This window comes from Psychromonas ossibalaenae ATCC BAA-1528 (assembly GCF_000381745.1).
Classification (GTDB): domain Bacteria; phylum Pseudomonadota; class Gammaproteobacteria; order Enterobacterales; family Psychromonadaceae; genus Psychromonas; species Psychromonas ossibalaenae.
In genome coordinates, this window is sequence record NZ_KB907019.1 from 22,954 (window position 1) to 36,224 (window position 13,271).

Consider the following 13,271-nt stretch of genomic DNA (forward strand, 5'->3'; position numbering starts at 1 on the left):
TGCCAATTAATTAGGATAGTTAGATGTTATTAAACAGTGATGCATATGATGCTTGTATAAGCTATTTTGCTGATAATTTAGATATTTTTGAAGGCCAGAATGGTTCTGAACAGGGCGAGTTGATTTCTGATATTGTCTCTGATCAGGTTGCAGACATGCTTCTCTGTTTTTGTCAGCAGCAGCCGCAGCTGAGTAATAAAACGCGGCTTGTGGTTATTGCTGAAGGTGACAAACTGGTTGAGGATATTGAACAGATCTTAGGAAGATTATGGGATGAGCCTGCCAGCAGCGCGCAAATTGAATTTATTGAAGAATACTTCTTATTACTTAAAAACAGTTTAGATTCACAAGTTCCGATGAATGCTTAGATAGTTTTTTTCTGCAGGCACTAAAAACCAGTACCGCTTAACGGTATTGGTTTTTTTATTTCCTGGTCGACAGTTAATCTACGCTAAAGTGTGGTGCAGATGCACGACTTCCAATAACTGGTCTTCACGTTCAAAACGACCTTCCATAATCTGACCTAACTCTGATAAATCTCTATCAAAATCCAGCAGCGCTTTGTCATTAGCAGATTCTGCATATTTGTCATTAAAGTTCAGGGCCGTATCGGTTGTGGTGGTGATACGGGAATATAGCTCCTGTGCAATTTTCAGGTTGTTGTCACCGTCTAATTTGCATTGAGAAATGATCTGCTCGTAAACCTCAAAGTGTCCGGTTGATGCGTAGTCGAGTAACAGCTGGCAGAATGTAGTGATTTTTTGTTGTTCTGGTAAGCAGCGGGTTGCCTGCTGGTAAGGTGGTAAACCTGCTAATTCACAATATAAAACAACCAGGTTTTGACGCTCTTCCAGCCAGTTGTCAATAACAGTAAGGGTGCCGCCCCACTCTTCTTTTGCTTGTTCTAATTTGGTCAGCATATAGCTTCCTTTTGAGTAGACATCGGTTTCATAAACTAAAAACTAAAGAAAATTATCCTGATCGTCAACTTGAATTTGAGTTTGAAGATAATCTTCCTGTATAACTGTGAGCTTTAGCCAGTCCCGTTAATTGTTATTCAGATCATTTAAGTCTATGTAATTATTAGCTTCCCAATTGTTGGGTAATGGATATTATTTGCTTTAAAAGTAATCTGAGCCGTTAAGGAATTAAAATGAAATCAAAAGATAAGAACATTAACCATCAGGAAAATGCCTGGTGGTTCATTCTTGCTCAAGGAGAGATAGTGCTGCAGCCGCAGGGAAGCTTTGTGCCTTACGGCTGCCTTGATGATTTAACTTTTTCAGCGCAGCTGGTCGCCGATAAAATAAAAATTGGTGATTATCAGTCAAGCCCCTGTTATCTGGTGGAACTGCCGGAGAAGCTCGATGTTGGTCTCGGGGAATACTCTCAATTGCGCTCACTGCTTGGGACTGTGGATGATGCTTTATTCGATATGGCCGGGCGTGCTTTTCAAATATCGTTGTTTTATAAGACGCACCAGTTTTGCGGGCAGTGCGGACAAAAAATGCAGGCTATTAACTGGGAAACGGCAATGAAGTGTTATCACTGTCAGCATCGTACTTATCCGCGGGTGTCTCCCTGTATTATTGTCGGGATCCGTAAAGAAAAACAGATCCTGCTGGCACTGCATCAGCGCCATAAAAAAGATAACCGTCCTGTTTACACGACGCTGGCTGGTTTTACTGAAGCGGGAGAAACCTTAGAGACTTGTGTCGAAAGAGAGGTTTATGAAGAATCAGGTATTAAAATAAAAAATATTCAATATGTTACTAGTCAGCCCTGGCCTTTTCCACACTCTTTGATGATGGGGTTTACAGCGGAATATAGAGATGGAAATATTTCGATTGACCCGAAAGAGCTCTGCTCTGCCGCCTGGTACGATATCGATGATTTACCTGTGCTGCCGAACCCCGGCACACTTGCACGAAAACTTATCGATAAATTAATCGACCAGTGTAGTTAGCTCTCAAAATGTACATTTTAGGCTGACAGTAAATAATTAAGCGATATAAAAGATGTTAAAAGTGATAGCATACTTGCAACATATAAATAGCTAAATTTTAATGGAATTAAATAAGTATGACTGAATTAAAAAATGATCGTTATATTCGCGCGTTATTAAAGCAGCCGGTAGATAAAACACCGGTATGGATGATGCGTCAAGCCGGGCGTTACCTGCCTGAATATAAAGCAACCCGTGCTCAAGCCGGTGACTTTATGTCGTTATGCCGTAATGCTGAGCTTGCCTGTGAGGTAACACTACAGCCGTTGCGTCGATTTGATTTAGATGCCGCCATTTTATTCTCTGATATTTTAACAATTCCTGATGCAATGGGGCTGGGACTTTATTTTGAAGAAGGCGAAGGCCCTAAATTTGAGCGTCCTATTGCCTGCAGAAAAGATGTTGATAACCTGATCATGCCGGATCCTGAAGGTGAGCTGCAGTATGTTATGAATGCTGTACGTACTATTCGTCGTGAGCTAAAAGGTCAAGTACCTTTGATTGGTTTCTCCGGCAGTCCGTGGACCTTAGCAACTTATATGGTTGAAGGCGGCAGTTCAAAAGCATTTACCAAGATTAAAAAAATGGCTTTTGCAGATCCGCAGATTCTTCATGCACTGCTGGATAAACTTGCAGACTCGGTCATTGCTTATTTAAATGCGCAGATTGCAGCCGGAGCACAGTCTGTGATGGTTTTTGATACATGGGGAGGTGTTTTATCTCCGCGTGACTACAAAGACTTCTCTCTGCAGTACATGGCAAAAATTGTTGACGGCCTGCAGCGGACTTATGAGGGTAAAAAAGTACCGGTAACTCTGTTTACTAAAAATGGCGGGCAGTGGCTGGAGTCTATTGCAGATACCGGTTGTGATGCTATTGGCCTTGACTGGACGATAGATATGGCGGATGCTAAAGCACGTGTTGGTAACCGCGTTGCACTGCAGGGTAATATGGACCCTTCTATGCTGTATGCATCACCTGAGCGGATCCGAGAAGAAGTGGCGTCTATTCTGCAGGGATTCGGCAAAGGAAACGGGCATGTTTTCAATTTAGGTCATGGTATTCATCTTGATGTGCCGCCTGAAAATGCCAAAGTATTTATTGATGCCGTTCATGAACTAAGCACCCCATACCATATCTAATCTGAGCCTTTCTTTAATAAAAACCATGTTCAGCATGGTTTTTTATTGCCTGTGAACTTAATGTCAATGTTTTGTCTGCCTTTTGTTGTTTTTTAATGTAAACTAGTTACAACTCTTATTTAATAAATAGTTCGGGGGGCTTATGTCAAAAAACCATGCTGCAGCAATCCTCATGCGTTACTTTTTAATACTTATTTCCTGTTATTTCTTTTATACCAATTTATCTCCATCGTTATTAAATCGTGAACTTAGTAATGAAGAAATTTATCAGATAGAGATGATTTTCTTATTCCTGTTCAGCACACTGTTCTGGGGATATCAGATTTTTACCCTGCAGCTTAAAAGAAAAAAGAGTGAAGCGTTTGAACAGCATGAAATGAAGATTGCTGAAGCGCTTATTCAAGATTCTAGTAATGTGTTATTTCATTTGAACGCCGCCGGCAACATCACTTTCATTTCAGCAGTTAGTGAATCGATTTTGGGTTATAACGAAACTGAACTGTTATCACGTCCATTTTCTTCGTTATTTTATGATGCTGGCGATTTTAATGCTATTCGTGAGCAAAGCGGGTTTACTGATTTAAAATCTTATTCTCAACAAAGCAGACTTATCTGTAAAAATGCTACGATTATCTGGGCAGAGATCCGCTGCGTTGTTAATGAAAATTCAGCAGGACTTGAGCTGCAGGGCTGTATCCGGGATATCAGCAGACAGAAGGAAGTACTTGATCTTCTGCATGCTAAAGAGGCCACGTTAAGGTCGATTATCGAGCATATCCCCTACCTTGTGTTTGTTAAAAACAGCGATGATGAAATTGTCATCGCAAATAAATTATTATGTGATTTTCTGGGACTGAGTAGTGAAGAGCTGCTTGGAAAGAGTGCTAAGAATGTATTTTCGGATACTTTATTTCCCCCTTTTCGACAGAACCCTTTTATTGAAAAAGGGGATAAAAAATCTATTTATACACAAGAAATCACTGACCAATACGGTGATCTGCATGAATTTGAGTTTTCCCAGATTAAGATTTCACAGGGCATTAGTGACAGCTCTGTCGTTATTATTGGTAAAGCACTGGGCAGATCTGAAAAACGTGTAAAAACTATCGAACATTTTCTACAGTATGATCCCTTAACCGGACTTTTAAACCGCAATGTATTTATTAACCGTCTAGAAAAGTATTTAGATAACCTTAAAAAGCAGCACAGCGCTGCAGTTTGTGTTGTGGATTTATACGATTTTAAACGTATCAATAATACCCTTGGACATGAAATTGGAGATCTGGCTTTAAAATATACAGCTCAGAAAATAGGCTTGATCGGCGAACAGCTGTCGATGCTCTGCCGCTATAATGGTGATGAATTTGCTTTTGTTTTACAGGGAGTAAATTCGGAAGAAGCCCTTAATAAAATTATTAACCGCCTGCATACTTTTTTTGAGTTTCCTGTCAGGTTACAAGATGTTGAGCTTAAACTTGCTGTAAATGTCGGTATTGTGCTTACTCCTAATGATGGTTTGAGCACTGAAGTTTTATTAAAAAAACTGGATATTGCGCTGCATGCCGCAAAATCATCATCATCGAAACAAACACAGATCTATGCCGGTGAACTTGAAAAATCACTACAGGCTAATATGCAGATCGAAAAATATTTAACTAAAGCATTATCAAATTCTGAATTAAGCATTGTATATCAGCCGTTTGTAAGTGGGAAAGGCGGACGCTTGATTGGAGCTGAAGTATTAATACGCTGGTATAACGATCATTTGGGGCAGGTTAATCCGGATCAGTTTATTCCGGTTGCAGAAAGAAGCGGTGAAATAATCCCTATCGGCAGCTGGGTGATAGAACAGGCATGTCTGCGCCTGAAAACCTGGCAGGCAAAATTTGGTGATGATTTTTATCTTGCTGTTAATGTTTCACCAAGACAGTTCTTATATGGAGACTTAGTGAATGTCATTGATAAAGCGCTGGCGGAAGCCGGGGTCAGGCCTTCATCTCTAGAGGTTGAGATAACCGAAGGTTTATTACTTTCTAATCAGGAATCGGTGTTAAAAACGATGCACCAGCTGGCAGAACGTGGTGTGCGTTTATCCTTAGATGATTTCGGTACGGGTTATTCATCGTTAAATTATCTGAAAAATTTCCCCTTTGACTGTTTGAAAATTGACCGGGCATTTATCGCTGATATTAACAAAGAGCCGCAGGGAGAAGCGCTGGTAACTGCAATTACCAATATGGCGCATGCATTAAAGCTCACTGTTGTGGCTGAAGGCGTTGAACATAAAGAGCAGTTAGCCCGCTTGTGTTTTTTAGAGGTTGATATCATACAAGGCTATTATTATTCAAAACCCCTGCCCGGCAGCGAATTTGAGCGCTGGTTCAAACACTGCCATAGTACAGCTTTGAATAACCTGGTGTGATGCTTTTTATTCGCTCTTTCCTGCAGATAAACGGCTGCCCGGGTCTGCCAGAGGTTGGACGATGAATCATAGTTAATCTTTATAAATTCAATAAAACAGCTCAAATTCACGGCATTTTCGGGTAGAATACCCGTCCGAGTTCAAAGAAATTGTTTTTTATGAGTGAAAAAAACCAATTTTGGTTTTTGCTTATTGATTCATTAACCGAGGAATGTGGAAGAAAATGGAAAATAGCCGACCGATTAAACGAGCACTATTAAGTGTTTCTGATAAAACAGGTATTGTGGAATTTGCCAGAGAGCTGACTGAGAAAGGGGTACAGATCCTTTCTACCGGTGGAACATGTAAGTTGCTTGCTGATAACGGCATTAAAGTAACAGAAGTGTCTGATTACACCGGTTTTCCTGAAATGATGGATGGACGTGTTAAAACTTTACACCCTAAAATTCACGGTGGTATTCTTGCGCGTCGCGGTATAGATGAAGCTGTTATGTCTGATAACGGCATTGAAGCTATCGACATGGTAGTGGTTAATCTTTATCCGTTTGCCGCAACAGTCGCTCGCCCGGATTGTTCTTTAGAAGATGCAATTGAAAATATTGATATCGGCGGCCCGACTATGGTGCGTGCTGCTGCTAAAAATCATAAAGATGTTGCCATTGTTGTTAATTCAAGTGACTACTCACGCATTCTCGGTGAAATGAAAAAAAATGACGGAAGCCTGGTTTACAAAACACGTTTTGACCTGGCCATTGCCGCTTATGAACACACTGCTCAGTACGACGGTATGATTGCTAATTACTTCGGTACTATGGTACCAAGTTACGGTGAAAACACAGAAGGTGATGCTGAGTCTAAATTCCCGCGTACATTTAATATGCAGTTCGAGAAAAAGCAGGATATGCGCTACGGTGAAAACTCACACCAGGCGGCCGCTTTTTATGTTGAAGGTGATGTACAGGAAGCATCGGTTGCAACAGCCGTACAGCTTCAGGGCAAGGCGCTTTCTTATAATAATATTGCTGATACCGATGCTGCACTTGAGTGTGTTAAAGAATTTGCTGAGCCGGCCTGTGTTATCGTTAAACATGCAAATCCATGCGGCGTGGCATTAGGCGGTAATATTCTTGAAGCCTATGAAGGCGCTTATAAAACTGATCCGACATCGGCATTCGGCGGTATTATTGCTTTCAACCGTGAGCTTGATGCTGATACAGCTGAAGCGATTGTTTCCCGCCAGTTTGTGGAAGTGATTATTGCACCTAAAGTCAGTTCTGAAGCCGCGCAGATTGTTGCCGCTAAGAAAAACTTACGTTTATTAGAGTGCGGCGAGTGGGCTGCGAAAACGACACAGTTTGATATTAAGCGTGTGAACGGCGGTTTATTAGTACAGGATCGCGACCAGGGCATGGTGGGTTTGGAAGATCTTAAGGTTGTTTCTAAACGCCAGCCGACAGAAGAAGAGCTGAAAGATCTGCTGTTCAGCTGGAAAGTTGCTAAATTTGTGAAATCAAATGCCATTGTGTACGTTAAAAACTGTACAACAGTGGGGGTTGGTGCAGGCCAGATGAGCCGGGTTTACAGTGCTAAGGTAGCGGGTATTAAAGCTGCTGATGAGAATCTGGTGGTTGAAGGCTCGGTGATGTCTTCTGATGCATTCTTCCCGTTCCGTGACGGCATTGATGCCGCCGCTGAAGCAGGTATCAGCTGTGTTATCCAGCCGGGGGGCTCAATGCGCGACGACGAAGTTATCGCCGCCGCCGATGAACACGGCATGGCGATGGTCTTTACCGGCATGCGCCATTTCCGCCACTAATTACTAGTGAATAAATAAAAGGAGCCGAGGCTCCTTTTTTGTTAATTAAAATATAAATTAAGCCTTAAGGAATTTTATGAACGTTTTAATCATTGGTAACGGCGGTCGTGAACATGCTCTTGCGTGGAAAGCCGCTCAGAATGCACAGGTAAAAAATATTTTTGTAGCACCGGGTAATGCCGGCAGTGCACTTGAAGCTAAGGTGACCAATGTAAATATCGGTGTTGAAGATATCGATGCGTTAGTGGCATTTGCTAAACAAAACAATGTTGAATTAACCATTGTCGGCCCTGAAGCACCATTGGTTATCGGTGTGGTTGATGCATTTCAAGAAGCTGGACTTGCCTGCTTCGGACCAACTAAAGGTGCCGCGCAGTTAGAAGGATCTAAAGCCTTCACTAAAGACTTTTTAGCGCGTCATGATATCCCTACGGCCTGGTACCAGAACTTTACTGAAATCGAGCCTGCTCTTGCTTACGTGCGTGAAAAAGGTGCGCCGATTGTTATTAAAGCGGATGGTCTGGCTGCCGGTAAAGGGGTGATTGTCGCGATGACTCTGCAGGAAGCGGAAGATGCGATACAGGATATGCTTGCGGGTAATGCATTTGGTGAAGCAGGGCACCGTGTTGTTGTTGAAGAGTTCTTAGACGGTGAAGAAGCGTCGTTTATTGTTATGGTAGACGGTGAGAACGTTGTGCCGATGGCAACCAGCCAGGATCATAAACGTGTAGGTGACGGTGATACCGGGCCTAATACCGGCGGTATGGGCGCTTATTCTCCAGCACCTGTGGTAACTGCGGAAATGCACCAGCGTGTAATGGATTTAGTCATCAACCCGACTGTTAAAGGCATGGCTGCTGAAGGTAATACCTACACTGGCTTTCTATATGCCGGTCTGATGATTATGGCTGACGGCACGCCTAAAGTAATTGAATATAACTGTCGTTTTGGTGATCCTGAAACTCAGCCGATTATGCTGCGTATGAAGTCTGATATTGTGACTTTGTGTTTAGCGGGTGTGAACGGTGAACTTGCGGATATGAAAGCGGAATTTGATGAGCGTGCAGCAATTGGTGTTGTATTAGCCGCCGGCGGCTATCCTGCTGATTACCAGAAAGGTTTGGTTATTTCCGGTCTGCCGACTGAAGAAGTGCAAGGCCTTAAAGTATTCCATGCCGGTACTGCGGAAGCAGATGGTAAGGTTGTTACTAACGGCGGTCGAGTACTTTGTGCAACGGCACTGGGTAATACGGTTACAGAAGCGCAGCAGAAAGCTTATCAGTTAGCCAAGCAGATCAGCTGGGACGGTATGTTCCATCGTAATGATATTGCCTACCGCGCTATTGCACGTGAGCAGAACAAATAAACTGGAAGTTTGATTTGTTATAAAAAAGCCGATGGTTAATATCATCGGCTTTTTTGTTTTCATCGTGATTTGGTGGGCACTGTTAAATTTCAACTACCAAATCAGAACTAGCTTTTGCGCTGCAGCTTAACACATAGCCTTGTTCTATCTGCTCTGCAGTTAAAGTCTCCTGACTGCTGCTTTGTACTTCACCTGTTACCTTACATTTGCAGGCACCACAAAAACCGGTGCGGCAGGCACTGATAATAGGCACGCCGGCAGCTTCCAATGCATCAAGCAGGCTTTGATTTTCATCAACCACAAAGTTTTTACCGTACTGCGGTGCGGCAACCTGATAGTTAACCCCTGATTCTGATGTTTCGTTATCAGCAGCTTCAGGCACAAAGCTCTCTTTGTGGAACAGAGCCATATCAAACCCCATGGATTCTGCTAGATGTTCAACAGCCTGCATATAAGGCGCCGGGCCGCAGGTGAAGATGGTACGGCCGCGGTTATCGGGTATTAACTTTTCAAAAAGAGGCGCATCTAACATACCTTGAATATCATTCGGGTTGTCTGTCTGCTCTAAAATACGAGTTAAAGAGAAGTTATCATACTGCTCATTCAGAGCATCTAATGTATCAGCCATAATCACGTCAGCTTCACTGCGTGCACTGTAGATAAAGTGAATATTAACCTGCTGCTGTGTGTCTAATAACCAGCGCGCCATGGACATACAAGGCGTGATTCCGCTTCCTGCGCTCATTAATAACAGCTCAGTGGTGCTCTGGTTATCCTCCAGAGTAAACTCTCCTGCAGGCGCCATTGCCGGCAGTGCAAACCCGGCTTGTAAATTATCTAACAGATAATTGGAAACTTTACCGCCGGCAACACGTTTAATAGTTACCGCCGCTGTCTGTGGTTTGGACGGTGTTGAAGATAAAGAATAAGCGCGGTATTCCAGCTCACCTGCCACATCAACTTCAAAGGTTAAAAACTGGCCGGCTTTGTATTCGAATAAACTGTCATCTATTTTCTTAAATTCAAAAGTAGCTGCGTCCGCTGTTTCATCAATTCGATTGATACAGATTAGCGGTTCAAACGGGCTTGATTCTGTCTGCATAAAAATTTACTTCCTTACTGGGAAGCCGTTTGAGCTGGTGTGCTTAAACGGCTGTATAAAAACTACTTCGCTAACATGGTTTGTAAATCAGACTCAACATCAGTAATTAAGGTCAGACCAAACTGCTCATGAAGTACATTTAACAAGTTATCGGTTAAAAAGGCAGGTTTGCTTGGGCCAACACGGATATTTTTAACACCAAGTGATAATAATGTTAATAATACCACAATCGCTTTCTGTTCAAACCAGCTTAAAACCAGACTTAAAGGAAGGTCGTTAACACCGCAGTCAAACTCTTCTGCTAATGCCAGCGCCAGCTGAATAGCAGAGTAAGAGTCATTACACTGGCCGACATCTAATAAGCGCGGGATGCCGTTAATATCACCAAAGTTGAGTTTATTAAATTTAAATTTACCGCAGGCCAGGGTCAGGATCAGGCAGTCGTCTGGAATAGCTTTAGTAAGATCTGTGTAATAACTGCGCTCTTCTTTATCACCGTCACAGCCGCCGACTAAAAAGAAGTGACGAATATTACCGGCTTTTACCTGCTCAATAACTGCTGGAGCAGCGTTCATTAATGCATTGCGTCCGAATCCAACAGTGATCTCGTGCGGGATCTCTGTGTATTTAAAACCTTCCTGAGCCAGAGCACATTCAATAACTTCACTGAAATCATCACCTTCTATATGTGATACACCCGGCCAGCCGACGATGCTGCGGGTGAATATGCGGTCTGAGTATTGCCCTACATTCGGATCAATCAGGCAGTTTGAAGTCATTACAATCGCGCCGGGGAAGCTGGCAAACTCCTTCTGCTGGTTTTGCCACGCGCTGCCGTAGTTGGCAACCAGGTGCGGGTATTTTTTCAGTTCAGGGTAACCGTGAGCGGGCAGCATTTCACCATTAGTGTAAACATTAATGCCGGTACCTTCTGTCTGCTTAAGGATCATTTCCAGATCGCAGAGATCGTGACCTGACACTAAGATAGCTTTACCGGCAACGGATTTGACATTAACCTGGTTAGGCTGCGGATGGCCGAACTTAGTGGTTTCACCTAAGTCCAATATTTCCATTACTTTATAGTTAAGGGTGCCGATTGCCATGCTGGTTTCAAGCAGTTTAGCCATATCGTTTGAGTCTGTTGCCAGCCATGCAAAGATCTGATGAAACTCAGCACAGATCAGCGGATCTGTTTGTCCTAAAATATAAGCATGCTCCATATAGGCTGCCGCCCCTTTCAGGCCGTACAAACATAATAGACGCAGACCCATGATATCTTCGCTTACCAGCTCCTTACCGCGGTTAACAGCAACGCCGGCTGCTTGAGATAGTAGTCCGGCACGGTTCTCTGATAATGTGAATGAAGCCGCTTCTGTAGGTTCAATTGGGTTCTGACCGGCAGTTAAGCAGGCCACTTCATATTTTTCTTTTAGCAGATCCCGGTAACCTTGCGCCTGGTAGGCATAATCAGCAATACGATCTGCTTCAAAATTAACGTTAGTGAGCGTAGCAAAAAATGCTTTCGGGATAAACGCATCAATTTCAGTATTGACAATATCGAACTCACGCGCTTTTTCTGCATAAAAAGAGGCAGCCTGCAGTGCATAAATCAGTACATCCTGAAGATCGGAAACTTCAGCTGTTTTGCCGCACATACCTTGAGAATAAGAGCAGCCGTCAGCAGCTGGAGTTCGAATAGTCTGTTCACATTGAATACAAAACATAAATAACCTTATTAATTATAATGACTTAAGTGGCAATATAACCATATGTAACATAAGGTTATCAGTATGTTAAATCGCCGAATTCAAAATGGAAAATACCATAGTACTTTACTCAACTATTGATCTGAGATAGGTTTTTAGAATATTTAAAAAAGCTGTTGAATATTAATTGCTGTAGTGATAATCACTTACATTTACAGCGCTGATAATGACAGTTCGGGTAAAATAAGAAGACTGTTTTAACTATTGTTAAAAATATGCTGAAAAGAGGGGAAGGTAGAATATACAAACAAAAAAACACCCGAAGGTGTTTTTTTATGCTGTTAAATTAGACCTGAATAATCAGGTTTTAATTATTTATTAACAGATTCTTTAAGTGCTTTACCAGCTACAAAAGCAGGAACGTTAGCTGCTTGGATTTGAATATCTTCACCAGTTTGCGGATTACGGCCGGTACGTGCTGCACGATGATTTACTTTAAAAGTACCAAAACCGATTAATTGTACTGGCTCACCGTCTTTAAGGCTGTCAGTAACGCTTGCAAGAATTTGTTCTAAAGCCGCTTTTGCCTGAACTTTTGTTAAGTCTGCTTTTTCAGCGATATCAGCAACAAGTTGAGTTTTGTTCATCTTAGTATTTCCATTGTTATAGGTTATTAGAGTTGGCCTTTAATGACAGCAAACAATGTATTGCAAGTCACCAGGCTAAGTAAAGACTAACGCTTATAAAATTATGATTTATTGCTTTTAATTGTCCTTATTGTGTTAAAAATCACAAAATAATGGACAGCTCGCCTGCATCACTGCTTTTTAGCGCTCTGATTATTAAGTTTATTTAATCGTTAAAAGCGATGCCGAGGTTGGTCATACCGAACTCTAAAACTAACTGGCGGATAGATTTTATAAGGTCCGGGCTTCGTTCATTATCCAGTTTTTCCAATAATGTCTGTTGAAATGCCAGCTCTTCTTGAAAAAGCGGTTCATCCATTAGTGTACTTTCATCAACTTCATCACCGCTTTGTAACTCAATAAAGCTGGCGATTGTGGCAAATGCCGTCTGACTGGCATTAAGCGCTTCATCGGTCGATTTAGTTAAAAAAGAATTAAATGCACAGCTCATAATTACGCAGTGGTCGATCGCAGGATAAACACCATAAAAATCAAAGTCGCGTGAGTCAGGAATTATCTCTTCGAAATGTTCCTGCTGAATGGTGAAATTAATTTTTGCACCTTTAACTGTCATTTTTTCCCAGAACAGCTGCTGAATATTATTAATTGTCTGCCCGTTTTCACTTTCAATCGATTCGCAGAACAGGTGGAAATGTAAAATAGTATGTTCCGCTAATGCCATGCAGAAAACACTCTGCTGCCATGACTGTAAGTTTTTTAGCTGTTCGTTGATTGGTAATAAGAGCATACATTTCCCGGTACAGTGATAGATATGTGCTGAAGCTTATAGCAAGCTGGAAAAAAGTCCTGTTATTTTTTTAATTGCTGTAATAAATGTAGAAAAATCAGACGTATTTTTATTAATTTGCTAGGAGAATGGTGCTTACGGCGCTTTTTCCTTAATAAGGCTGGAGAATTAATCCATGCCCTGTTTTTAATTTTTTACTTGCTGTAATAAGGAGTGTACCGCGGTTAATGCACTGCGTAGTTATTCGGTATTTTCTAACAGCTATAAAAAAAGCGCCT

11 protein-coding genes are annotated in these 13,271 nt (G+C 42.0%); 6 read left to right on the forward strand and 5 right to left on the reverse strand.

Annotated features, from left to right (window positions below; all coding sequences use genetic code 11):
* Nucleotides 1-23: 23 nt before the first annotated feature.
* Nucleotides 24-368: a DUF3802 family protein gene (locus G327_RS0119450; protein ID WP_019616481.1), complete on the forward strand. Its 345-nt coding sequence runs from the start codon at nucleotides 24-26 to the stop codon at nucleotides 366-368.
* A gap of 78 nt (nucleotides 369-446) precedes the next feature.
* Here the strand turns inward: G327_RS0119450 and G327_RS0119455 are convergent, their stop codons facing one another.
* Nucleotides 447-920, reverse strand: a complete 474-nt coding sequence (locus G327_RS0119455; RefSeq protein ID WP_019616482.1) for an Rsd/AlgQ family anti-sigma factor — start codon at nucleotides 918-920, stop codon at nucleotides 447-449.
* A 233-nt stretch (nucleotides 921-1,153) separates the two neighbouring features.
* Between G327_RS0119455 and nudC the strand changes: the two genes are divergently transcribed.
* The 5 genes from nudC (at nucleotide 1,154) to purD (ending at nucleotide 8,751) form a co-directional block, all read left to right on the forward strand.
* A complete protein-coding gene (gene nudC / locus G327_RS0119460) occupies nucleotides 1,154-1,966 on the forward strand; it encodes an NAD(+) diphosphatase (RefSeq protein ID WP_019616483.1) in 813 nt (270 codons plus the stop codon).
* 116 nt (nucleotides 1,967-2,082) lie between these two features.
* Entirely contained in the window at nucleotides 2,083-3,147 is a 1,065-nt protein-coding gene (gene hemE / locus G327_RS0119465) for a uroporphyrinogen decarboxylase (RefSeq protein WP_019616484.1), read from the forward strand.
* A gap of 172 nt (nucleotides 3,148-3,319) precedes the next feature.
* Entirely contained in the window at nucleotides 3,320-5,569 is a 2,250-nt protein-coding gene (locus tag G327_RS0119470; protein WP_169337250.1) for a sensor domain-containing protein, read from the forward strand.
* Between the two features lie 223 nt (nucleotides 5,570-5,792).
* Entirely contained in the window at nucleotides 5,793-7,385 is a 1,593-nt protein-coding gene (gene purH, locus G327_RS0119475; protein ID WP_019616486.1) for a bifunctional phosphoribosylaminoimidazolecarboxamide formyltransferase/IMP cyclohydrolase, read from the forward strand.
* 76 nt (nucleotides 7,386-7,461) lie between these two features.
* Nucleotides 7,462-8,751, forward strand: coding sequence for a phosphoribosylamine--glycine ligase (purD, locus tag G327_RS0119480; protein ID WP_019616487.1), 1,290 nt, complete (start codon nucleotides 7,462-7,464; stop codon nucleotides 8,749-8,751).
* 82 nt (nucleotides 8,752-8,833) lie between these two features.
* On the opposite strand, the gene G327_RS0119485 is transcribed toward purD, so the two are convergent.
* The 4 genes from G327_RS0119485 to G327_RS0119500 form a co-directional block, all read right to left on the reverse strand.
* Nucleotides 8,834-9,853, reverse strand: coding sequence for an FAD-binding oxidoreductase (locus G327_RS0119485; RefSeq protein WP_019616488.1), 1,020 nt, complete (start codon nucleotides 9,851-9,853; stop codon nucleotides 8,834-8,836).
* A gap of 62 nt (nucleotides 9,854-9,915) precedes the next feature.
* A complete protein-coding gene (gene hcp, locus G327_RS0119490; protein WP_019616489.1) occupies nucleotides 9,916-11,577 on the reverse strand; it encodes a hydroxylamine reductase in 1,662 nt (553 codons plus the stop codon).
* A 353-nt stretch (nucleotides 11,578-11,930) separates the two neighbouring features.
* Nucleotides 11,931-12,206, reverse strand: a complete 276-nt coding sequence (locus G327_RS0119495) for an HU family DNA-binding protein (protein ID WP_019616490.1) — start codon at nucleotides 12,204-12,206, stop codon at nucleotides 11,931-11,933.
* Nucleotides 12,207-12,411: 205 nt separating this feature from the next.
* Complete coding sequence (locus G327_RS0119500; RefSeq protein ID WP_019616491.1) at nucleotides 12,412-12,993, reverse strand: YjaG family protein; 582 nt, start codon at nucleotides 12,991-12,993, stop codon at nucleotides 12,412-12,414.
* Between the last annotated feature and the right edge of the window lie 278 nt (nucleotides 12,994-13,271).

Excerpts from the sequence above, each read along its gene's own strand:
- nudC (WP_019616483.1), top strand. The coding sequence starts at position 1,154 with ATGAAATCAAAAGATAAGAACATTAACCATCAGGAAAATGCCTGGTGG.
- G327_RS0119495 (WP_019616490.1), bottom strand. The coding sequence starts at position 12,206 with ATGAACAAAACTCAACTTGTTGCTGATATCGCTGAAAAAGCAGACTTA.
- G327_RS0119485 (WP_019616488.1), bottom strand. The coding sequence starts at position 9,853 with ATGCAGACAGAATCAAGCCCGTTTGAACCGCTAATCTGTATCAATCGA.
- purD (WP_019616487.1), top strand. The coding sequence starts at position 7,462 with ATGAACGTTTTAATCATTGGTAACGGCGGTCGTGAACATGCTCTTGCG.
- hemE (WP_019616484.1), top strand. The coding sequence starts at position 2,083 with ATGACTGAATTAAAAAATGATCGTTATATTCGCGCGTTATTAAAGCAG.
- G327_RS0119455 (WP_019616482.1), bottom strand. The coding sequence starts at position 920 with ATGCTGACCAAATTAGAACAAGCAAAAGAAGAGTGGGGCGGCACCCTT.
- G327_RS0119470 (WP_169337250.1), top strand. The coding sequence starts at position 3,320 with ATGCGTTACTTTTTAATACTTATTTCCTGTTATTTCTTTTATACCAAT.
- hcp (WP_019616489.1), bottom strand. The coding sequence starts at position 11,577 with ATGTTTTGTATTCAATGTGAACAGACTATTCGAACTCCAGCTGCTGAC.
- G327_RS0119500 (WP_019616491.1), bottom strand. The coding sequence starts at position 12,993 with ATGCTCTTATTACCAATCAACGAACAGCTAAAAAACTTACAGTCATGG.
- G327_RS0119450 (WP_019616481.1), top strand. The coding sequence starts at position 24 with ATGTTATTAAACAGTGATGCATATGATGCTTGTATAAGCTATTTTGCT.
- purH (WP_019616486.1), top strand. The coding sequence starts at position 5,793 with ATGGAAAATAGCCGACCGATTAAACGAGCACTATTAAGTGTTTCTGAT.